We start from the raw sequence: 22,462 nt of genomic DNA, 5'->3' as shown, positions 1-22,462 counted from the left end.
GATGTCGATTTGAAGGCTTTCCTCAGCTACATCAATGAGCGTTTGCAGCCCGAATATCTGCATATTGGCCTGTTCCAGCTTCTTTTCCAGCTCTTTTTTGATCTTTCTGAGCGCTTCCAGTTCCTGTCTTATACTGAAAAAACCTTACAGGGTACGGTGATATAAATACAGGATCTGCTTTACAGTCCCGCGAGTTGATACAGCTAAAGCTTTACAGTAGCGGTTGATGCTACCGTTATCACTTTACACTTCTAAAATAGTTTTTGATTTCTTTTTGGGCCGCCACTTTTTAGGAAGCGGCCCTGTTTTTTGATGTGCCTGGTTGGGCGTCAGGTAGTTGCAGCTCATATGCGGCCGTAGCCGGTTGTAAGCGTCAATGGCCTTGGCCGTGGCTTCCACCGCCTGCTGATAGCCGCTAAAAGTCTTGCCAAGCCCCATATCCGTCTTCAAAATACCGTTGACCCTTTCTGCCTGTGCATTCTCATATGGGCTGCCGGACTGGGTCATGGAGATGGCAATACCGCTTTGCTGCAATATCTGGACATACTCCTGGCAACAGTATTGAATACCCCGGTCGGAGTGATGGACCAGACCCGCCACACCGCCTGCCAGGCTGCTGATCGCCTTTTTAAGCGCAATGACCGGTCCCTGGGCACCTAATTGCTGACTCAGGTGATAACCCACTATTTTGCGGGAATAGGCATCGGTAACCAGTGACAGGTAAAGAAACCCTTTTTCAGTGCGTAAATAGGTGATGTCGCTAACCCATAACTGCGAAGAGCCGGTAATGGACAGACCGGCGGTAAGATCGGGCCATTTACGGTAATAGTGATGGGAATGGGTAGTGGTTACATACCGGCGCCGGGGCCTGACTAACAGGTCATGACTGCCTAGCAGCTTGAAAAAGCGGTCCCGCCCGATCAGCACAGCGTGCCCCTGCAACTGCTGCTGAACGATCTTGTGCAGCTTGACCCCGCCCACACCTGGCATGGTGCTGCGAAGTTGACGTACCAGGGACACCACCACTGCTTCCGGCAGTTGCCCGTCAGTCTGTTGCCAGCTATGTTCATAGAAAGCCTGCCGTGTTTTACCAAACAGCCCGCAGAGCCGTCCCAGCCCTATATGCGGATAATACTGCTTCATTTGTTGGACTGTTTGGTACCAGACTTTTTTACCAGGTCAATTCCCAGTTCTTCCTTAGCGTTAGCCAGCAGCAACTCCAGGGCGGCTATTTTAAGCCGCGCCTGCTCCAGTTCTTTATCTTTAGCCCGATCAGCCGGGCTTGCTGCCGCCTGTGCCGATGGCTGAGCGGCCGTAGCCGTTCCCTTATCTGCCACTGCTTCCCCTTCCGGGTAATGCCGTCGGTACCAATTTACAAAGTGAATGATAGTGCGCTTGGGCAGCCCATATTGCTGACCTAACTGGCCATAGCCCGCATCGCCGGCTAAATATTGGCGGGCGATGGCGATTTTCTCTTGCGCCGAATACTTGGCCGGTGGGCCGGAGGATTGCTTCTTCATATTAGTAAAATAATTAGTGTACCCCTATTCTAAAAATATGTAAAGCTTTTTCTGTAATGGGACACTTTGTCTTAACTGAAGGCTCGTTACAGGTACCTGGGGGCTTATCCTGATACAGGTATACACCGTTGGTTAGAAAATACTGATACTGGTTTACAATGCTCCCAACAACTCCTGGTTACGGTTTACCATGCGCGACACCGTGTGCCCCCACTGCCGGAGCGAGTCTGGCCCCTGCAACCCCAGGAAGGGCAACTTCAAAGACGTTAAAAGGCTCCAGCTGAAACCGCTACCGGGCTGCCTCCTGCCCCACCATGGCCCTGGTGAGCAACCGAACAGTGACCGGCGCGGTAGACACCTGGTCAGCCCCTGCATCAAGCGGCAGGTTACGTGGCTGCCCGTCCATATCCGTTTTAACGGCCGGATAAGGCGTTTTTACCGCCCCTTTAGCCGGGCTGGAGGGTTGGAGGTGGTAAACGCCCTCAGCGGTCTTAAAAAGGCGGGGATCGGCTTTTTTGTAGCCTTCCTGCGGCATATCTCCCCCGCTTGCCACCTGGTGGAGGATGTTCCCGCTGAAGGAGATGTCTTTATTGGGCCCCGCCAGCTGGGCGGCGGGCGCCTGGCTCCCCTGCAGGATGTTACAGGCCAGCGTTATGCCCGTGGCGCCCATGCCGTTGTTGCGGCCGCTCTGGGTGATGTTTTCCGTATTGTTCACCAGGGTGTTGAAAGCGATCAGTACCCGGTCAGGCCTGTCGTGGCAGGTCAGTTTGGCCCCGTCTGCTACTTCTCCGTCCCCATTGCCGATGTTGATGGCGGGTTTGCACTGCTCGAAGTAGTTGCTGTGTATTACATGGTCATCTCCGAAGATGCGGATGCCGGGTGTGTTGACAAAGTAGTTGCCATATACCTCGCAGCGGTTGCCATGGCGCAGGGTGAACTGCGCGGGGCAGTTGCGGATGGTATTGTAACGCAGCACCACGGCAGACGCTTTTACGGATATCATCTCGTTCTCTCCCGCACAGTCTTCAAAGAGGTTATATTCCACCACGCTGTTGCTGGAAGACATGCTGAAACCGCTCAGCCCGAACTGCAGGGTTTCTATGCCGTTGCCGGACTGGCGCCGCTGGTCGAAGAAATAGTTATGGTGTATGTGCAATCTTTCGGCAATCTGGCCGCCGGCGCCGCGAATGGCCAGGAAGCGGCCCATGGCGTTCTTGTGCTGGAAGGTGTTGTAGTCTACCTCATGATCGCTGCCGGCAATGGACAGGTTCTCCCCGTCTCCCGGCGTTTCAAAAAGGTTGCGCGTCCAACGGCAGAAAGAAGTGCCGGGCGCAGACTTTGCGCGGTTGGCGCGGTGTGTGAAACGGAAACCTTTGATGACGATGTGCTGAGCCGGTGCTACAAGGCTGAAACCGCCGTTGCCGGTTATCTCGGCGCCATTAACGGTTTCTGAAGTGATGACAATAGGCTTGCCGGCCGTGCCTTGTTTGTTGATGACGATCACGGAATCTCCCTTATACACACCATTGGCAAGGGTGATCACATCTCCCGGACGGGCATTGTGAATGGCGCTTTGCAGCGCGGGAAGGGAATTGACGGTGATGTTGGCCGCCTGTAATGACAGCGTGGCCAGCAGGCAGGCTGCCAGCAGGTATAATGATGTTTTCATGCGGGAATTTTAAAACTGCGCAAACGTTGCGCCCGCAATGTTAGTGAAATTCCCGGATGGAGGGTAATAGCATTTTAACGGGAGGTGTTACTTTTCAAACCGTATCCCCTTCAACCGGTACCCACCTGCCAGCGCCTTTACGCGTAATGCCTGGCTGCCTCTTTTCAGGGAAACATTTTTTATCTCCACCCACTGCCACGGCCCAACGGGCACTGCCACTTCTTTCACAACGCCGTTCACTTCCAGCGCTGCTTTACCCGGCAGGCTGTCTGCCGCCACCTGCAGCCGGATGGTGTAGTTGCCTTTTGCTCCCACGTTCAGCGTGTATTGCAGCCACTCGCCGGTTTCAATGTCTGTGATGTAATATTCCGTTCCCTCCTGCTTTATGTCTACCCCATCGTTCCGGTAAGCGCCGCCGCGGTTGCCGCCGGTATGTTTGGGGTCAGACACGCGGTAGTTGGCCGTATCGGTATCATAGTAGGCAAAACCGTTGCTGCCAAGGTCGTAATCTGCCGCCTGCAATGTAACCCCGGCTTTGATGTTGTTGGGTTTGAACGGTCTTGCGGAAGGGTCTGCGGGCTGGCGCAGCATGGCGTCTATCACATCGTGATGGACCACGTTGCTGGCAAAATTGGTGGCGCGGGCCAGGGCCATTACACCGCGGTAAGCGGTTTCTGCGGAGGGTTTGGGCGCTTTGGCGGAATCGTTCCACCAGGCGGTTACCTGCTGGTATTCCGGGTTGGACGGTACTTCCAGCGGGTTGTTGATGCCTACTTTTTTCAGCGGCCACCAGGCCCAGCCAATGTTGTGGGATTCCAGCAGGCGGATGGCATTGGTGAACCAGACGTTGGAGTTTTCTCCTGTTTCTCCCAGCCATACGGGAATGTTGTATTGCTCCCGGTAGCGGAGAATGTAGCTGATGGAATTTTCATCGTTGTAGTTCCAGTATTTGTGGAAGCTCAGCACCATGTTATTGTCCCACGGCGGCAGCACCCCATTGTAATTGTTGCCCCAGCCGTTGCCTTCAATGATCACGATGTGGTTCCGGTCTACCTCCCGGATGGCGCGGGTGATCTCTATCATGAGCTTGCGCAGCGGTTCGTTTTTCTTTTCCCTGATGCCGTTCTTGTCATTCACCGGGTCTTCAAACCCGAAGTTGGGCTCATTGATGATGTCGTACGCTGCTATCCACGGTTCATCTTTATAACGGCTGGCCACTTTGCGCCATAAGTCTACCGTAGCGCGCTGGTGCGCTTCGTTTTCCCAGAGGGAAGGCTGGCTGCCGTCACGGTCTGAAATATTGAGATCGTTGCCTTGTCCGCCGGGCGCGGCGTGCAGGTCAAGAATGAGGTACATGCTGTTGGCCTTGCACCAGGCCAGCAGGCTGTCTGTGAGCGCAAAACCCTTTTCCGTGTCATACAGCTTGTAGTGCATGGGCAGGCGTACGGAATTGAAGCCCCAGGCCTTCAGTGCGTCAACATCCGCGCGGGTGGCGTGGTTGGCCAGCCATGCGTTATAAAACTCTTCTGTTTTTTCCGTGCCGATAAGGGCTTCCAGCCGCTGGCGGATCTTGTGCTGCTGACCCTGCCGGTATACTTTCAGCATATACCCTTCCTGCAGCATCCAGCCGCCCAGGCCGATGCCGCGCAGCAGAACGTTTTCACCTTTTTCGTTTACAATGCGCTGGCCGGAAGTTTTCAGGAAACCCTGGCCAAGGGAAGATATGCTGAGGAGCAGCGCTCCCGCTAGGGACAGAACAGTTTTCATAATGATGACATGGAACTTTAATGCGCAGCAAGATAAATAAATTCCGGAGGTCTTCCCATTTCCGGAAACTTTGTCCGGAACCGGACACTTTTTTGCTTATCCACCTTCGCAACATCCTGTAAACGAACCATCTAAGTTTGGCACCGCGCTTGAATCACTCCGGCACATGGATAAAGAAATTTCACCCGCCGAAATAAAACGTGCCAGCAGGAAGCGCTGGCTCATTGCAGGGGCCTGCCTTGCCGCGGCCATTGCCGGCTTCCTTTTGCTCCGCAATGCCGTCAAACCCGTGCTCCGCGCCGCCGCCATTACTACTGCCGTGGTGGAGCGGGGCAATGTGGAAAACACCATCAGCGCCTCCGGTGAAATACTGCCTGAATTTGAAGAAGTGATCTGATACGCGTTTTACCATCATCTTTCCGCTAACGGCACGGTATTTTCGGGTATTGGAAAAACACGATTCATCATGGAAACAACCGTAATCACTGTGTACATCGAGAACAAGCCTTACCGCTTCAACGTGGCCGTAGACCATGAAGAGCAGAAAACCACCTATTATGTGGATTCGGAACAACACGAGGACTATATTCCGCAAACGCTGGAATTTAACGAGAACGGCAAGGTATCTGAAAAATTTGCGCTGAAAACCGTGGAACAGGAGCAAATTGCGCGGCTGGTATGGCAGGAGATCATCAACAAAATTAAGCCGCAGTAAACATGGCACAAACATTTTATTTGTTTTCACGTGGCGTTATGTATCTTACGGGCTAAACCTATTTATTTCATCTATGAAAAACAGACTCCTCCTGCTGTTGCCCATGTTAGCCGTAGCTATGTATTCCTGTAAAAAAGAAGAATCTCTGGAGCCGGAAATTGATGGCGGCAAAATTGCCGGCACTTACGATTTTGTAGGCATCGAAGCAAAAACGGAAGCCGATCAAACTATTATATTCGATGCCGAAAACACCGCAAGATCAATAACAGTGTCTCATTACTTTTCGAAGAACAATGGCGGCACCTATACTTTCGGAGCAGACAAGTTTGTAGCCACAGACATTACCTATGCGGTAGACACACTGATGTACAACCGTACATACTGGAACGGCGAGCTGGACTTTGAAGAGTCAGCACCATTTTCTTTCACACTTCCCCCTACCAGTAACAGCGCTACCTACCGGCTGGCGGGTACAGACTCTATTTACCTCACCGGCAGCCCTGTAAACGTACCGGGCAGTCCCCCCGCTCCAACAGGACCTATGGGCAACAGGTATTCCTGGGCCGGAGACACACTTGTTATCAAATTCGAGTTCGATAATACCGTTAGTTCCAATGAAGACGGCATTCGCTCCACCATGGTGCAAAAGGCTTATGTAACTACCAAACTGAAAAAACGTTTATAAAAAAGAAAGGCCGGCCATCATCATGCCGGCCTTTTCTTCCTATTCCGTACCTCCGCCCAGGGAGCGGTAAAGCTCAATAGTACCAAGGAAAACCTCCTTACGGTACTGTGTGAGCGCCAGTTCCGCCTCCAGTACACTTTTCTGGGTATTGATCACTTCCAGGTAATTCGCATAGCCTGTGGCAAACAGGTCCCCGGCAGTAGATACGGCCTCCTTCAGCACAAGTACTTCTTTTTCTTTTAACGCAAACGCTTCCTGCGCGTTAGACACGCGGTTGAGTGAGGTCATCACCTCCTGGTAGCCGTTAATGACGGCCTGGCGGTAATCATAAAATGCAGACACTCCTTCCGCGGTAGCAATACCGTATTGCGCTTTCAACTGTTTTTTATTGAACACCGGCGCGGTGATACCGCCCAGTATGCTATAGGCAATAGATGCGGGACTCTGGAACAAAAGTCCTGCCTTGAACGCGTTGTACCCCAAAGAAGCGGTGATGTTCAGCGAAGGCAGGAAGTCTGCCCTGGCCGCTTTCACATTGGCTTTGGCAGCCCTCAGCTCCAGCATGGCCTGCTGCACATCGGGCCGGCGTTGCAGCATTTGCGCGGGCACGCCCGTTCTCAGCGCCGGCGGCAGCGGCGCTTCCAGCAGTGAACTGCTGCGGGCAATAGGCTGTGGCAGCCGGCCCAGCAGGGTGTTCAGCTGGTTTTCCAGCTGCAGGCGGTGCTGCTGCACGCCGTAAGCCAGGGCTTTGGTGTTAAGCAGCTGCGCGGTGAACTGCTGCACGGCCAGCGCAGTGGCGCGGCCGGCTTCCTGCTGCACCTTTACAGTACCAATAGCGGCTTCCTGCAATGTGATGTTTTGTTGTATCACGTTCCACTCATAATCCAGCGCCATCAGCTGGTAATACATGCCGGCCACTTGTGCGGCCAGCTGGGTATGCACCAGCCGCAATCCTTCCCGGCTGGCCAGGAAGCGGGCGTAGGCCGCCTTTTTCCGGTTCTTCAGCTTGCCCCAGAGATCTATTTCCCAGGAGCTTTGCAGCCCGGCAAAATAGTCCGGCACCGCCGGGGTGGGGATGCGCTGGTCTTTATCGATATTGGGAGACAGGTTGGTATCGTAATTACCCACGCCGTCCATCGTATAGTCGCCATACTTGTTGGCGCCGCCGCTCACAGCGGCGTTCAGCGAAGGCAGCCAGGCTTTGGCCGCCATCATCAGCTGAGCCTGTGATACCTGCATGCGCTGTACAGCTACCAGTGCGTCACGGTTATTGCGCACGGCCGTGTCCAGCAGGTTTTGCAGGTAAGGGTCTGCAAAAAAGGCTTTGCGGCCCATGCTGCCAATGCCCGTGCTGTCTGCCTGCTGCCCTTCAAAGGTGGCCGGCAGGGCGGTTTGCTCCGGCAACTGCAGGTCCTGCGGCGTACGGCAGCCCGCTGCTGCCAGCACCAGCAACAATATCACAGCGGGTACGGGTTTTATCTTCATCTTTTTCTTCTTCCTGTTTTTCATCACTGCAAACAATACGTACAGGCCCGGTATCACAATTACCCCGAAGAGGGTGCCTATCAGCATGCCTCCTGCCGCGGCCGTACCAATGGAGCGGTTGCCCATGGCCCCTGCCCCGCTGGCAATTACCAGCGGCACCAGGCCCGCAATAAAGGCAAAGGAGGTCATCAGGATGGGGCGCAAGCGGCTTACGCCGCCTTCTATGGCCGCTTTCAGCACCGTCAGCCCCTGCTTCTGGCGTTGAATGGCAAACTCCACGATAAGAATGGCGTTTTTGCCCAGCAGGCCTATCAGCATCACCAGCGCCACCTGCGCGTAGATGTTGTTTTCCAGCCCGGCAACTTTCAGTGAAAGGAAAGCGCCGAATATACCGGCGGGTAAAGACAGCAGCACGGGCAACGGCAGCAGGAAGCTTTCGTACTGAGCAGCCAGCAGCAGGTATACAAACAGGAGACAGATGCCGAAAATGTAAATGGCCTGGTTGCCGGACAGTACCTGCTCACGCGTCATGCCGCTCCATTCAAAGCTGAAGCCGCGGGGCAGCACGGTAGCGGCCGTTTCTTCAATGGCCTTGATGGCCTCCCCGCTGCTGTAGCCGGGCGCGGCATCACCATTGATCATGGCGGAGGTGTACATATTGTAGCGCGTAAGCTGCTCAGGGCCGTACACTCTTTCCAGCTTCACAAAGTTGGAGTACTGCACCATCTCCCCTTGGTCGTTCTTCACGTAGAGGTTCAGCACATCTTCCGGCTTGGTACGGAAGTTGGGAGATGCCTGCACCATCACCTTGTACATTTGCCCGAAGCGGATGAAGTTAGACGCGTAGAAGCTGCCCAGCAGGGTTTGCAGCGTGCTCATGGCGTTCTCCACGCTCACCCCTTTCTTGGCCGCCATGGCCTGGTCTACATGTATCATGTACTGCGGGAACTCAGGGTCAAAGCTGGTAAAGGCGCTGCCTATTTCCGGGCGTTTTTTTAACGCCTCAATGAATTTGTTGGTCACCTCCGCCGTCTGCTGCAGATCGTCTCCCCCGGTACGGTCCAGTATTCTCAGCTCAAAACCGCTGGCATTACCGAAGCCGGGCACGGTGGGCGGCGGGAAGTACTCTATGGTGGCGTCTTTGATATGTTTCGTTTTTTCCTGCAAGGCCGCTATCAGGTCGTCTACAGATTGCGAGCGCTCATCCCAGGGCTTGAGGTTGATCATGCCCATACCGTAAGAAGCGCCGGCCACATCGTTCACCAGGCTGAAGCCCGCCAGGGTAGACACAGACTCTACCGCATCCATGCCGTCTGCCGTTTTCTGTACGTCATCCAGCACGGCAGACGTTCTTTCTACCGTGGCGCCGTTGGGCGTGGTTACGTTCACATAGATCATGCCCTGGTCTTCCATGGGAATGAAGCCGCCCGGCAAAATGGCGGAAGCGCCCCAGGTAAGCACAAAGAACAGTACCAGCAAAGCCAGCGTAAGTATGCGGCGGCCGGCCATACGGCCTATCAGGCGTTTATAACCGCGCTCCGTGGCGTTATAGCCGCGGTTGAAACCGTTAAAGAAACGCTGCAGCGGGTTTTGCTTCAGGGCCGCGCCGGGGTTGTGCTTGAGCATAAGCGCGCACAAAGCGGGCGTGAGCGTGAGGGCGTTAATACCCGATATGATGATGGCAAAGGCCAGCGTAAGCGAGAACTGCCGGTAAAACACACCTACCGGCCCGGAGAGGAAGGCCACCGGGATAAACACGGCAGACATTACCAGCGTAATGGCCACCACCGCCCCGCTGATCTCCTTCATGGAAGCCAGTGTAGCCTGCAGCGCGGGCAGATGCGTTTCCATCATTTTGGCATGCACGGCCTCCACCACCACAATAGCATTGTCTACCACAATACCGATAGATAGCACCAGGGCAAAGAGTGTGAGCAGGTTGATGGAAAAGCCCATGAGCTGCATGAACGCAAAGGTGCCTATCAGCGCCACGGGAATGGCCAGTGTGGGAATAAGCGTGGAGCGGAAGTCCTGCAAGAAGAGGAACACCACAATAAACACCAGTATGAAAGCTTCAAAGAGGGTGCGCACCACCTCGTCTATAGAGGCATCCAGGAAGCGGGACACATCGTAGTTGAAGTTATAGGTCATGCCCGGCGGGAAGGAAGCTTTTTTCAGCTCTTCCATGCGCAGCTTCACGTTCTCGATCACTTCCTGCGCATTGGAGCCGGGGCGCTGCTTGAGCATGATGGAGGCGGAAGGCTTGCCGTCCGTTTTTGACACCATGCTGTAAGTGAGCGCGCCAAACTCCACGTCCGCCACGTCTCTAAGGCGCAGTACGGAACCGCTTTCATCTGCACGGATAATGATGTCTGCATATTCTTCCGGCTTGAAGAACTTGCCGGTATAACGCAGTACGTATTGCAGCATTTGCGGGGCCTTGTCTGAACTTTCACCCGTTTTGCCCGGCGCGGCCTCAATGTTCTGCCGGCGGATGGCGTCTATCACTTCCTGGGCAGACACGTTGTAGGCCAGCATCCGGTCAGGCTGCAGCCACACGCGCATGGCGTATTCCTTGGCGCCCATGATCTCGCAGAAACCCACACCGTCTATCCTCTTCAGCTCCTTGAGCACGTTGATGTCTGCAAAGTTGTAGATGAAGTTCTCGTCCAGTGCGGGGTCTTCGCTCATGATGTTGAGGTACAGCAGCATGCTGTTCACCTCTTTTTCCGTGGTAACGCCCGCCTTGATCACTTCTTCCGGCAGCTCGTCAATGATGGTAGACACGCGGTTCTGCACGTTCACCGCCGCCAGGTCAGGGTCTGTACCTACTTTAAAAAATATGGTAATGAGCGTGATGCCGTTGTTGCTGGAAACGGAGGTCATGTACGTCATGCCCGGCACGCCGTTGATGGCGCGCTCCAGCGGAATGGCCACCGCGTTGGCGCACACTTCGGCGTTGGCGCCGGTGTACTTGGCCGTAACCGTTACAGACGGCGGCACAATATCAGGGAACTGGGTAACCGGCAGTCCGAAGAGCGCCAGCAGCCCCAGCAAAACTATAAACAAAGAGATCACCAGCGACAGCACAGGCCGCCTGATAAAAGTATCGAACATACTGTTTCAGATTCGTTTAAAATGAAAAAAAACCGGTGGCCTACAGCGCGCGGGCAGAGTCCAGCTTCACCAGCTCCGGCTTGATGGTCATGCCTTCGCGGAGGTTGCGCACGCCTTCGTACACTACTTTTTCTCCCGGCTTCAGCCCGGCATGCACAATGTAGGAATGGTGAATGCGGGCCTGCGGCTCAAAGCTTTTCATTTTAACCTGGTTGGCAGAATCCAGTATGTACACATAGTTTTTGTCCTGCATCTCAAACACTGCTTTCTGCGGCAGCAGCAGCGCGTCTTCCAGTTTGTTGGTGAGCACTATTTTGCCGCTGGCGCCGTGTTTCAGCAGCTGCTTCGGGTTGGGGAAGCGTGCCCTGAATGCAATGGAGCCGGTGTTTTCTTCAAACTCGCTTTCCACCGTTTCAATTTTCCCCATATAAGGGTACGGGCTGCCGTCAGCCAGGGTGAGCTTCACTTCGCGGTCGTTCTTGGATTCCTTGCTGCGGGAATACTCCAGGTATTCCGTTTCAGACACGTTGAAGTAGGCGTACATTTCACCAATGTCAGACACGGTGGTGAGCAGGTTGCCTTCCGTCACGTAGCTGCCGGTTTTGAGGGGAATACGGTCTATGAACCCGTCAAACGGCGCGCGGATGCTGGTGTAAGACAGATGCGTGGCGGCGTTGGCCTCCGCGGAGCGGGCCTCTTCTATTTTGGCGTTAAAGGCCGCCAGGCGGGCTTCCGCCACTTCCAGCTCCGTTTTGGCCAGCACTTTCTTGTCTGTCAGCAGCTTTACACGGTCTACCTCCAGCTGCGCGGCCTTGGCTTCCGCAATGGCGCTGCTGAGGGCTGCTTTGGCACGGGCCAGGTTGGCCTGAAACTCTTCATCGTTAAGGCTGAACAGCAGCTGGCCTTTTTTTACATGCTGGCCTTCATCTACATAGATCTTGTTCAGAAAACCGTTGATACGGGCCCGTACATCTACGTTGCGCACGGCCTGGATGTCTGCCACGTAATCATGGTGCAGCACCGTGTCTGTTACGGCCAGCTGTACCACCGGGAACGACTGCACGTCGTTTTCATTGTTCACTGATCCTCCTTTTGTAACACAGCCGCCGAAGGTTGCGGACATAGCAATAATGGTGAGTCCTGTTAAGTGACGCATAATAAACACAAGTATTTGGCGCGGCCGGTGGCCGCATCAGTCAAAAAAAGTTCAATACCGGAAAGGCCGGTATCATGATCTGTTAAGAAAGGGACAGGATGGAAATCGGGGAACGGGTATCAAAACAGGGTATACCTGAACAGGAAAGTGTAGTAAGCCGGCAGAAATGAATCCTGGTGCTGGTATTCACCGGCTTTTTTCTCCTCTGCAATTACCGCGTGGGAATGATCGTACTCAAAGTGTACGGTGCGCGGGGAAAAATTGAATTGCTGACCGGCAGCGGCCTGGTAAAAGCGGAGCCTCCGGCGGCTCTGGGAATTGCGTATGCTGGCCCAGTCATCTTCCGTATCTGCGGGCAGATATTTCGGGGGAAGGTGGAAGGCAGACTGCAATTCTACCAGCAAAGGCCTGACCTGGTCTCGCTTTACACAGGCCTTTGCCTCCATGGATGCAGAAAGCCCCGGTACAAAACCGGTTACGTGCTGCATACAGAGGAAAAGAAGTAAAAACAGCACCTTTTGCAAGATGGGCCTGTCTGGTGTCATGTCAGTTAGCGAATGAGTTAATCCGGTGCAAAGCTATGAGAACCATCTTGGAAATAAAAACGGTAAAATGACGAGCGGCAAGTTTTTAACATTTTGTTAAAAGTGTTGCCTGCTGTTTTTTTATTCATCGTAATGTGTAAACAGCTACACAGTTGCTACTGCTGTTCCTCCTGCTCTGTCGGGTCTTCATCTATCTGCTGTTTGCCCGTGAGGTCTTCTTTGGTGACCAGCTCGTTTTTCCCGTGCTCTTCTCCCGGCGCTTTGTCGTTCCCTTCAAACTCCGGCTCCACTTTTGTTTCCTGCGGTTTTTTAACGGTTGTTTCCTTTTGCATGATAAATGTGTTTAACGGCATATGCACAAAAGCCCCGCCAGCCTTCGTTGCTGGCATAATTTTTCAGGGTTGAACGGTATGGCTACCCTTACAAAACGGAAAAAAGCGGTGGAAGTGGCCGAGCGGCCCAAAAGCAAGGCTGTGGTAAAAAGGAAACCAAAAACGGCGGCTAAAACGGCCTCTACCGCCAAAACGGCGGCGGTCAAAAAGAAAAAGGACGTGGCCGCTTCCTATAACCGTTTCAAAACATATGAAGGCGAGCAGTACACCGGCATGAAGATAGGCGGTACGCACAAATGGTATTACGATAAAGGTGAATGGAAAGAAACGAAGGTTACGCCCGACCTCTGGCGTATTTCCTACGCCGTTACCAAACGCCGGGCGGGCAAGGCGCCGAAAGGCTCCGGCGCGGCGGTAGGTACAGGTTACCAGTGGTACATCATGGCCCACCAGCATGTGGAAAAGCTCAACGCCAATGATTACAGCACGGTGCTCTCCGGCCTGAAATACAAACTGTCTCACAAACGGGCGGGCAAAGACAAATGGAGCGCCAAGGCCGCCACCCAACGCAAACATCTCATCAAATTCCTGAAAGACATGATACACGAGCTGGAAGAAAAAGTGATACCGCTTGAATTTGAGTACAACGGTGTCAACTACAAGGGAGAAGCCATACCGGTGCCCGGCACCTGCCACGATGGCGTTTGTTTTGAGCTGGACGTTACGCTGAATGATTTTCACATGGGCATTATCCGTTCCCGGAAAACTGGCTGGAAGATGGAGCGGGCGGAAGACCAGAAGCTCGTGGACGCCATCGGGGAAGAGATCATGCTGTATTATGAATAACTACCGGGCCGGGCGGGCTTCTTTTTTTCAAAGCTGTACAGCAGGTAAAACAATGCCGGCAATATAAAAATGCTGCCCAGCAGCAACGCCCATGCCAGGGCTTCAATTGTTTTACCCTGCCCCTGGTGCTCCAAGAGGGAGAGATACCCGCCGCCCTTGAGCAGCACAATATTGGGAAAATGGCGGTAGGTGGCGGCAAACAGTATCATGGTTATTTCAAAACCCGCCATCAGCCTGATCAGGATAGATTTTCCCTTCTCCAGGCCATACCACAGGAAAGGCAGTGACAGGCTGGCCAGCGAAATGGCCAGAATGCCGCCGGGTTTGCCGAATATCCACTCCACCAGCGGTACGCCCTGCATGTAGGCCGCTATGAATACCAGCGCGCCGCAGCCTACGGCCGCCGCCATCATCCACTTGGCCTTGCGGGTGAAAAAGAGCCGGTCTTCTTCATTGCCCGTTTCACCGATAATGAACGCCGCCGCCAAAAAACCGCAGATGCTCACCGTGAAGAAACCCACGGTTACAGAGAACCAGTTGAGCCAGCTGAACACGTATGCATCCAGGAAGCTGGCCGCAGAAGGGTCTACCCTGCCAGACACCGTGCTGGCCGCTATGATGCCCAGGAAGAATGGGGTGATCACGCTGGAGTAAATGAAAATGCGGCTGTAGAGTTTCTGCAGGTCGTCTTTCACCGCGTCATAGTTCCTGAACACGAAGGCAGTGCCGCGCGCTATGATGCCCAGCAGCATAGCCGTCAGCGGGATGTGCAGGTAGATGGACATGGTAGTGTATATCTTCGGGAAACCGACAAAAAGGATCACGATGGTAATGATCAGCCACATGTGGTTGGCCTCCCATACCGGGCCTATAGCCTGGTACATGGTCCTGCGCGTACGGCTGCGGTTGCGGCGGGAGGTGAAGAACTCAATGATGCCCGCGCCAAAGTCTGCCCCGCCCAGGAGGAGATACAGCAGAATGGCCGCCCAGAGATATACAATTACAACGTACAGCATGATCAGTTATACAGTTTATCTACCATCCTGATCTGGCGGTACAGCAAAAAGGCCACTATCAGGGAGAGTGAAATATATACAGCGGTGAAAATGTAAAAGGAGTAAACAATGCCCGGCATGGGGGTAACGGCATCCGCCGTACGCATAATGCCATGGATGATCCAGGGCTGGCGGCCCACTTCTGTTACCGTCCAGCCCGCTTCTACGGCAATAAAGCCCATAGGTGTGGCTATCACAAAAAGCTTCAGCAACCAGCGGCCCCGCAGCCAGCTTTTCTTTTTCCAGAGCGCTATGAAATACAACAGGGATACCAGTACCAACGCCATGCCCAGCCCCACCATTACCTGGAAGGCATAGTGCGTAACCGCAATGGGCGGCCGGTTTTCAGGCGGCACCTGGTCGAGGCCCTTCACCTCAGCCGTAAAGTTGCCGTGCGCCAGGAAGCTCAGCATGCCCGGTATTCTCAGCGCATAGTCTACCTTGCCGTTCTTTTCATCTACAATACCGCCTACAATAAGCGGCGCTTTTTCTTCCGTATGAAAATGCGCCTCCATGGCGGCCAGCTTTGCCGGCTGGCGTTTAGCCACGTCTTTGGCGGAAATATCCCCGCTGATGGGTTGCAAAATAGCAGCCACGGCGCCAAAGATGGCGGCTATACGAAAAGCGCGGGCATGGAAGGCAATATTTTTCCCCTTCAGCATCATGAGGGCATGAATGCCCGCCACGGCAAAACCCGTGGCCACAAAGGCCGCCACGCTCATGTGCAGCGCCTGTGAAAACCAGGCATCGTTGAACATGGCCTGCATGGGGTCTATGTTCAGGTACTGGCCGTTCACGTAATCAAAACCCGCGGGACTGTTCATCCATGCGTTGGCCGCCACCACCAGTATGCCCGATACCAGGCCGCTGATGCCCACCACCACGCCTGTTACCCAGTGAAACCAGCGGTTGAAGCGGTTCCAGCCGTACAGGAAAAAGCCCAGGGCAATGGCCTCAATAAAAAACGCCGTTCCTTCCAGCGAGAACGGCATACCGAAAATAGGGCCTGCATGCTCCATGAACACAGGCCATAACAGCCCCAGCTCAAAAGAAAGCACCGTGCCCGATACGGCGCCCGTGGCAAAGAAAATGGCCACGCCCTTGCTCCAGGCCTTGGTAACATGTTTATACACTTCGTCTCCCGTGCGGAGCCATTTATAATGGGAAACCGCCATAAAAAAAGGCATCACCATGCCAATACAGGCGAAGATGATATGAAAGCCCAGGGAAAGGGCCATTTGGGACCGTGCGGCGAGGAAATCATCCATATGGTAAAAGTACTAAGTTTAATGAGGAATCCGGCTGATGCCGGTCAGTATCCTTTCCTGATTATAATTAGGAAAACTGTATTTTGCATCCCTTTAAACCTGTTCAACCAATATCAGACCTGCCAATATGGAAAAGATCGTTACCGCCATTAATGACGTTATCTGGAGCAATGCCTTCATCATCCTCTGCCTGGGCGTAGGCATCTATTTCTCTTTTGCGACCCGCTTTTTGCAGGTACGTTATCTGAAAGACATGGTAACGCTGCTTTTTGGCGGCAAGGCCTCAGACAAGGGCGTTACTTCCTTCCAGGCGTTTTCCATTGCCATTGCGGGGCGGGTAGGCACCGGCAATATTTCCGGTGTGGCCACGGCCATAGCCATGGGCGGCCCCGGCGCAGTGTTCTGGATGTGGCTGATAGCCTTCCTGGGCGCGGCCTCCGCTTTTATTGAGGCTACGCTTGGGCAGATCTACAAGCAGTTGAAAGACGGGCAGTTCAGGGGCGGCCCGGCCTTCTACATAGAAAAGGGCCTGGGCGTGAAGTGGTACGCCATGGTGTTTGCGGTAGCCACCATCCTGGCCACGGCGGTGTTTTTGCCCGGCGTGCAGAGCAACAGCATTTCCCAGAGCGCGGCCCACGCTTTTAATATACCCGTGGCCGTTACAGGCGGCATCATCACCCTGCTGCTGGGCCTCATCATTTTCGGCGGCGTAAAGCGCATCGGCAAGGTGGCGGAATTTGTGGTGCCTTTTATGGCCGGCGCCTACATCCTGATGGCGCTGATCATTATTGCCATCAACATCCGCGAGGTACCCTCCGTGCTTTCCCTGATATTGCGTTCCGCCTTTAACCTGGAGGCCGCTTTCTCCGGCGTGTTCGGTTCCGCCATAGCCTGGGGCGTAAAAAGAGGCATTTACTCCAACGAAGCCGGCCAGGGCACGGCCCCGCATGCGGCCGCGGCGGCAGAAGTGAGCCACCCCGCCAAACAGGGGCTGGTGCAGGCCTTTTCCGTATACGTAGATACGCTGTTCGTATGCAGCGCTACCGCTTTCATGATCCTTTTTACCGGCCAGTACAACGTTATCAACCCGGCGGGCGGTTTCATTGTAGAGCACCTGCCTGGTGTGGAAACAGGGCCGGCCTTCACGCAGTACGCCGTGTCTGCCCACTTCCCTGCCATTGGTTCCGGATTTGTGGCCATCTCCCTGCTCTTTTTTGCGTTCACCACCATCATGGCCTATTATTATATTGCGGAAACCAATCTCAGCTATCTCAACAAAGCAGGTAAAAATCCCTGGCTTACCTGGGTACTGCGTTGCGTTATATTGGCCACCACCTTTTACGGCTCCATCAAAACGGCCACCCTGGCCTGGACGCTGGGAGACATTGGTGTAGGCCTCATGGCATGGCTGAATATCATTGCCATCCTCCTGCTGCAAAAACCCGCGCTCAAAGCGCTGAAAGACTACCAGGCGCAACGAAAAGCCGGCCTCGACCCCGTTTTCCGGCCCGGCCGCCTCGGCATCAAAAATGCGGATGAATGGAAAGACGATCAGCCGGCCACCAGCGGAACTGGGGAATAAATGCAACACTCCGTGTACCCTTGCAGGCCTGAAAGCGGCCCCTCTCCTGCGGCAACGGCAGTGGCACAGCATTTGGCCGCTTACCCGAAAAAGGCACCATGAAAGAAACGCTTATTTCCGAAGCCACCGTAGCCATTGAAGCCACGCCGCAACAAGTGTGGGAGGCCATTACTACGCCAGATACCGTACATCAGTTCCTCCTGGGCACGCAGGTAACCTCTGACTGGAAAGAAGGCAGCGAGATCATTTATGAAGGGGAATACAACGGGAAAAAGTACCGGGACAAGGGCGTGATCAAAAAAATGGAACCGGGAAAGGTGTTTCAAAGCACTTTCCTGAGCGGTACCAAAGAAGACAAACCGGAGAACTACCACCTGGTCACCTATAACATCTGGGAGAAAGACGGCAAAACCATGGTCACCCTGTCTCAGGACAACATCCACTCTGAAAAAGAGCTGGAGCACTCCAATTCCAACTGGGCCATGGTGCTGGAAAAGCTGAAGGAAATACTCGAAAAATCATAAAAACAGCCATGGGTTTCATACATTTATGGTGATGAAACCCATGACCTGGCTCCTCTGTGCGAGCATCCTTTTACTCACCGCCTGTTCCAAAAAAGAAGCGCCCCCGCCCCCGGTGGGCCAGGAAGCCAGGCTCAGCAACGTTATTTACGGCCCGCACGCGCGGAACAAGATGGACGTGTACCTGCCTGCCAACCGCAGCGCGGAAACGCCTTTCGTGGTATTGATGCACGGCGGCGCATGGATGGCAGGCAACAAGGAAGACATGAAGGGCTTCCAGGACCTGTTGCTGCAGCGCGGCATAGGCAGCGTTTCTCTCAGCTACCGGTATGCCAGCGCCAGCGTGCACTACGAAGAACTGATGGAAGACGTGCACAAGGCGGTAACCATGTGTTCCGCCAACGCCGCGGCCTGGGGTATCCGCAGCAGGAACTACATCATCAGCGGCGCCAGCGCCGGCGCGCATATGGCCTTGCTGTACGGCTACAAGTATGACCAGCAGCAGCTCGTCAGCGGCATCATCTCCCTTTCCGGGCCCACAGACCTGACAGATCTCACCATGCTGAACTACGCTGGTTCCGTAGGCCTCGGACCCGCCATTCTTAATATGACAGGCGCTACATATATACCCAACCAGCCCCTGGCCCCGCAGTTTGCCGCAGCCAGCCCGGTCCGGCACGCCAAAAACATACCCAGCCTGCTGATACATGGCACTGCTGATAATGTGGTGCTGTACAGCCAGGCGGAGATCCTGGCCGGGAAACTGGAGGAACTGGCTATTCCCCATCGCCTGGTGGCCATAGACGGAGAAGGGCATGACCTGGGGCTGTATAAGCCCGAAATATTCACTATTGTAGCAACGGAAATCATTAACTGGATCAGGAAATATGGGCAATAACCCGGCTATTATAGACACTACCGTTGCCTTCGTACAGCAGGAGCTGGCGGGCGCGGAAGGCGGCCACGACTGGTGGCATATTTACAGGGTATGGCGGCAGGCCCGCCAGATAGCGGCGGAAGAGCAGGCCAACATGCTGGTGGTGGAGCTGGCCGCACTGCTGCATGATATTGCAGACCCCAAGTTTCACCAGGGAGACGAGAACATAGGCCCCGCCAAAGCCGCCGCGTTCATGCAGGCACACAACATACCGGCAGACACGGCCCTGCATGTGGAAAACATCATCCGCCACATGTCTTTCAAGAACGGGCTGGAAAAACAGGCTTTTTACTCTCCCGAAATGGGCGTGGTGCAGGATGCAGACCGGCTTGACGCCATGGGCGCCATCGGCATTGCCCGCGCCTTCAACTACGGCGGGTTCAAAAACCGCGCATTGTATGACCCGGCCATACCGCCCAACCTGCAAATGACCAAAGAGGAGTACAAACATTCCTCCGCCCCTACCATCAACCATTTTTACGAAAAACTGCTGTTGCTCAAAGACCGCATGAACACGGCCGCCGGGCGCCGCCTCGCAGAAGAACGGCACCGTTATATGGAGGGCTTCCTGGAGCGGTTTTACAGGGAATGGGAGGGTGAATGAGTGATTTACCCTAAATTTGGCCCCATGTTTCGAAATTTTGTTGAGGGCCGTATCCGGAAAAAGATCAGTGCGTTTGAAGGGATAGACGGTTGGCTGACACCCAACGAGGCGGTAGGCCTGTACCTGCTGGCCTCTAAACTGCCGCCTCATGCCACCGTGGTGGAAATAGGGAGCTGGCAGGGCAAAAGCACCTACTGCCTGGCCAGCGGCCTCCGCTCCGGCACCATATACGCCATAGACCCGTTTAACGCCTCCGGCGGCTTTGACCTGCGCAGCGAGCAGGAATACATGGAAAAAAAGGCGGGGAAAGACCTGCTGGCGCAGTTCCGGCAAAATATGGACAAGCTGGGCGTACTGCACAAAATCCAGGTTAAACAGGGATACTCCAGCCAGTTTGCCGGCGACTTCGAGAAAATTGACCTGCTCTTCATTGACGGAGATCACTCCATACCCGGCTGCATGGCGGATTTTGAGCAATACACCCCCAGGCTGGCGCCCGGCGGCATTATTGCCTTTCATGATTATTATGCCAACAGTACAGACCTTGGCTCCACTTTTGTGGTAAACAACATGATAATGCCTTCTGCCAACTTTCGTTTTTACCGCAGCTTCGATACGCTCTGGACCGCCCGGAAAATTCGCTGAGGCATACGAATTATTAATTATTTATTATATTTATCACGCTTTTTGTTCGACTTAACTATATATGAAGACATACTTCAGGCTGTTGTCATTTGCAAGACCGATAGGAAAATACGCTATACCCTATATTATTTTCACCCTGCTGGCAGTGGTGTTCGGCACCCTCAACCTGGCCCTGCTGGCGCCGCTGCTTAACACCCTGTTCAGCCAGCATGAGGCCGGTCAGGCCATTGTGAAGCCAGACAGCCCTTTTGACGTTTTCAAAATGCTCAATTACTACTCCAACGTGGCTAACGCCCGGTACGGGCTGGAGCGCACGCTGCTGTATGTTTGCATCACCATTGTTTCCTCTGTGCTGCTGGGCAATGTTTTCCGTTACCTTTCGGAGCGCACCATGGAAAACCTCCGCATCAATACCCTGCTGAACCTGCGCCGGTCTGTGTTTGACAATATCATGGGCCTGCACCTGGGCTTCTTTAACAATGAGCGCAAGGGCGAGATCATCTCCAAGGTGGCCTCAGACGTGCAGGTGGTGCAATACACCGTTACCGGCACGCTGCAGGTCATTTTCAAGGAGCCGCTTACCTTGCTGGTCTACGTTGTATTGCTGTTCATCATCTCGTACAAGCTCACGCTGGTGTCTCTGCTGGTGATACCGGTGTCTGGCCTTATCATATCGCGCATTGTGAGAAAGCTGAAAGAGCAGGCCATCGAGTCGCATGTCTCCTATGGCAATATGATCAGCTACCTGGATGAAGCACTGGCCGGCATCAAGATCATCAAGGCGTTCAGGGCGGAAAACTTCATCAAGCACCGCTTTAACAAGGAAAACGAGCATTATTCCAATATTGTGCGCGCCATGGCACGCCGGCAACAGCTGGCCTCGCCTGTTTCAGAGTTCATGGGCATTACCACTGTGTCCTTGATAGTGCTGTACGGCGGCTCGCTGGTACTGTCTAACGAAGGAGGCCTGAACGCCGCGGAGTTCATTGCCTACATAGCTTTGTTCTCCCAGGTAATGCGGCCGGCCAAGGCCATTTCAGGCGCTTTCAGCAACATTCACTCCGGCATTGCCGCGGGGGAAAGGGTATTGGCCCTGATAGATGAAAAACCGCAGATAGCTGATGCGCCAAACGCAAAACCTGCAGATGGTTTCCACGAGAGCATCCGCTTCGAGAACGTTTCTTTTGCCTATACCGAAACAGAAGTATTGCAGCACATCAACCTTACTATACCCAAAGGCAAGTCCGTAGCCCTGGTAGGGCCCTCCGGCGGCGGCAAGTCTACGCTGATGGACCTCATTCCCCGCTTCATACAGCCGCGCAGCGGCAATATATTGCTGGACGGGGTGAACATCCAGGCATTGACCACGGAATCTCTCCGAGGGCTGATGGGCATTGTGAACCAGGAGTCCATTCTTTTCAACGATACCGTGTTCAACAACATTGCCTTCGGCAAGCCAGACGCTACGCAGGCGGAAGTGGAAGCTGCGGCCCGCATTGCCAATGCCCATGAATTTATTATGGCCACAGAAAAACAGTACCAGACTAATATCGGGGATAAAGGCGTTAAATTATCAGGCGGGCAGCGGCAACGCATTTGTATTGCCCGCGCGGTGCTCGCCAACCCGCCTATTATGCTGCTGGACGAAGCCACCTCGGCACTGGACACTGAATCGGAAAAAATGGTACAGGAGGCGCTGAACAACCTGATGAAGAACCGCACTTCACTTGTTATTGCCCACCGCCTCAGTACCGTGCAGGACGCAGACCTGATCGTTGTCATAGAAAGGGGCCGGATCATTGAACAAGGAACACATCAACAGTTGATAGAAGGTAATGGATTATACCGCAGGCTGATAGATATGCAAACTTTTAGTTCGAACTAAAAAAATGTTGATACGTTATAAATAAAAAAAAGGCCTGGTTTGTGTAACAAAACAGGGGTGTTGTACGACTTATATGATAAACCGGAACGTTCTTGTGTTGAGAGCGTAACCATGGACTAATTGAAAAC

20 protein-coding genes are annotated in these 22,462 nt (G+C 54.0%); 10 read left to right on the top strand and 10 right to left on the bottom strand.

Annotated elements, in window-relative coordinates; all coding sequences use genetic code 11:
* Window positions 1-243 precede the first annotated feature (243 nt).
* From ABDW36_RS20880 to ABDW36_RS20865, 4 genes are all read right to left on the bottom strand, one after another.
* Entirely contained in the window at window positions 244-1,143 is a 900-nt protein-coding gene (locus tag ABDW36_RS20880) for an IS3 family transposase (protein WP_343703864.1), read from the bottom strand.
* Window positions 1,140-1,520: a transposase gene (locus tag ABDW36_RS20875; RefSeq protein ID WP_343703863.1), complete on the bottom strand. Its 381-nt coding sequence runs from the start codon at window positions 1,518-1,520 to the stop codon at window positions 1,140-1,142. Before ABDW36_RS20875 ends, ABDW36_RS20880 begins: the two co-directional genes overlap by 4 nt.
* A gap of 289 nt (window positions 1,521-1,809) precedes the next feature.
* Entirely contained in the window at window positions 1,810-3,189 is a 1,380-nt protein-coding gene (locus ABDW36_RS20870) for a polysaccharide lyase 6 family protein (RefSeq protein ID WP_343703862.1), read from the bottom strand.
* Between the two features lie 87 nt (window positions 3,190-3,276).
* Window positions 3,277-4,956, bottom strand: coding sequence for a cellulase family glycosylhydrolase (locus ABDW36_RS20865; RefSeq protein WP_343703861.1), 1,680 nt, complete (start codon window positions 4,954-4,956; stop codon window positions 3,277-3,279).
* Window positions 4,957-5,122: 166 nt separating this feature from the next.
* Here ABDW36_RS20865 and ABDW36_RS20860 point away from each other — a divergent pair, with 166 nt between their 5' ends.
* The 3 genes from ABDW36_RS20860 (at window position 5,123) to ABDW36_RS20850 (ending at window position 6,356) form a co-directional block, all read left to right on the top strand.
* Window positions 5,123-5,353: a hypothetical protein gene (locus ABDW36_RS20860; protein ID WP_343703860.1), complete on the top strand. Its 231-nt coding sequence runs from the start codon at window positions 5,123-5,125 to the stop codon at window positions 5,351-5,353.
* A gap of 69 nt (window positions 5,354-5,422) precedes the next feature.
* Entirely contained in the window at window positions 5,423-5,671 is a 249-nt protein-coding gene (locus ABDW36_RS20855) for a hypothetical protein (protein WP_343703859.1), read from the top strand.
* A gap of 73 nt (window positions 5,672-5,744) precedes the next feature.
* The gene (locus ABDW36_RS20850; protein ID WP_343703858.1) at window positions 5,745-6,356 is read left to right on the top strand and encodes a hypothetical protein; all 612 of its coding nucleotides are present in this window, start codon (window positions 5,745-5,747) and stop codon (window positions 6,354-6,356) included.
* Window positions 6,357-6,395: 39 nt separating this feature from the next.
* On the opposite strand, the gene ABDW36_RS20845 is transcribed toward ABDW36_RS20850, so the two are convergent.
* The 4 genes from ABDW36_RS20845 to ABDW36_RS20830 all read right to left on the bottom strand — a co-directional run bounded on the left by ABDW36_RS20845 (window position 6,396) and on the right by ABDW36_RS20830 (window position 12,991).
* The gene (locus ABDW36_RS20845; protein WP_343703857.1) at window positions 6,396-10,958 is read right to left on the bottom strand and encodes an efflux RND transporter permease subunit; all 4,563 of its coding nucleotides are present in this window, start codon (window positions 10,956-10,958) and stop codon (window positions 6,396-6,398) included.
* A 40-nt stretch (window positions 10,959-10,998) separates the two neighbouring features.
* Window positions 10,999-12,039 carry an efflux RND transporter periplasmic adaptor subunit gene (locus tag ABDW36_RS20840; RefSeq protein WP_343703856.1) on the bottom strand — a complete coding sequence of 347 codons (1,041 nt, stop codon included), beginning with the start codon at window positions 12,037-12,039 and terminating at the stop codon, window positions 10,999-11,001.
* A gap of 194 nt (window positions 12,040-12,233) precedes the next feature.
* Entirely contained in the window at window positions 12,234-12,659 is a 426-nt protein-coding gene (locus ABDW36_RS20835; protein ID WP_343703855.1) for a hypothetical protein, read from the bottom strand.
* A 155-nt stretch (window positions 12,660-12,814) separates the two neighbouring features.
* Window positions 12,815-12,991 carry a hypothetical protein gene (locus ABDW36_RS20830; RefSeq protein ID WP_343703854.1) on the bottom strand — a complete coding sequence of 59 codons (177 nt, stop codon included), beginning with the start codon at window positions 12,989-12,991 and terminating at the stop codon, window positions 12,815-12,817.
* A 21-nt stretch (window positions 12,992-13,012) separates the two neighbouring features.
* Between ABDW36_RS20830 and ABDW36_RS20825 the strand changes: the two genes are divergently transcribed.
* Window positions 13,013-13,837, top strand: a complete 825-nt coding sequence (locus tag ABDW36_RS20825) for a hypothetical protein (protein ID WP_343703853.1) — start codon at window positions 13,013-13,015, stop codon at window positions 13,835-13,837.
* On the opposite strand, the gene ABDW36_RS20820 is transcribed toward ABDW36_RS20825, so the two are convergent.
* Together ABDW36_RS20820 and ABDW36_RS20815 are read right to left on the bottom strand one after the other, a co-directional pair.
* Window positions 13,828-14,853 (bottom strand): cytochrome d ubiquinol oxidase subunit II, encoded by a 1,026-nt coding sequence (locus tag ABDW36_RS20820; protein WP_343703852.1) that lies wholly within the window; start codon window positions 14,851-14,853, stop codon window positions 13,828-13,830. The two genes, ABDW36_RS20825 and ABDW36_RS20820, sit on opposite strands and share 10 nt — an antisense overlap.
* A gap of 2 nt (window positions 14,854-14,855) precedes the next feature.
* On the bottom strand, window positions 14,856-16,160 hold the full coding sequence (locus tag ABDW36_RS20815) for a cytochrome ubiquinol oxidase subunit I (protein ID WP_343703851.1): 1,305 nt from the start codon (window positions 16,158-16,160) through the stop codon (window positions 14,856-14,858).
* A gap of 127 nt (window positions 16,161-16,287) precedes the next feature.
* Between ABDW36_RS20815 and ABDW36_RS20810 the strand changes: the two genes are divergently transcribed.
* The 6 genes from ABDW36_RS20810 to ABDW36_RS20785 all read left to right on the top strand — a co-directional run bounded on the left by ABDW36_RS20810 (window position 16,288) and on the right by ABDW36_RS20785 (window position 22,334).
* Window positions 16,288-17,742, top strand: a complete 1,455-nt coding sequence (locus ABDW36_RS20810) for an alanine/glycine:cation symporter family protein (RefSeq protein WP_343703850.1) — start codon at window positions 16,288-16,290, stop codon at window positions 17,740-17,742.
* A 98-nt stretch (window positions 17,743-17,840) separates the two neighbouring features.
* Complete coding sequence (locus ABDW36_RS20805) at window positions 17,841-18,266, top strand: SRPBCC family protein (protein ID WP_343703849.1); 426 nt, start codon at window positions 17,841-17,843, stop codon at window positions 18,264-18,266.
* 40 nt (window positions 18,267-18,306) lie between these two features.
* Window positions 18,307-19,161 carry an alpha/beta hydrolase gene (locus ABDW36_RS20800; protein ID WP_343703848.1) on the top strand — a complete coding sequence of 285 codons (855 nt, stop codon included), beginning with the start codon at window positions 18,307-18,309 and terminating at the stop codon, window positions 19,159-19,161.
* Complete coding sequence (locus ABDW36_RS20795) at window positions 19,151-19,804, top strand: HD domain-containing protein (protein WP_343703847.1); 654 nt, start codon at window positions 19,151-19,153, stop codon at window positions 19,802-19,804. Before ABDW36_RS20800 ends, ABDW36_RS20795 begins: the two co-directional genes overlap by 11 nt.
* Window positions 19,805-19,828: 24 nt before the next feature.
* Window positions 19,829-20,449 (top strand): class I SAM-dependent methyltransferase, encoded by a 621-nt coding sequence (locus ABDW36_RS20790; protein WP_343703846.1) that lies wholly within the window; start codon window positions 19,829-19,831, stop codon window positions 20,447-20,449.
* Between the two features lie 61 nt (window positions 20,450-20,510).
* Window positions 20,511-22,334 (top strand): ABC transporter ATP-binding protein, encoded by a 1,824-nt coding sequence (locus tag ABDW36_RS20785; RefSeq protein ID WP_343703845.1) that lies wholly within the window; start codon window positions 20,511-20,513, stop codon window positions 22,332-22,334.
* Window positions 22,335-22,462 lie beyond the last annotated feature (128 nt).

The organism is Chitinophaga sp. (genome assembly GCF_039596455.1).
Lineage (GTDB): Bacteria > Bacteroidota > Bacteroidia > Chitinophagales > Chitinophagaceae > Chitinophaga.
The sequence above is the reverse complement of the archived record's forward strand: the minus strand, read 5'-3'. Positions and strand labels throughout refer to the sequence as shown.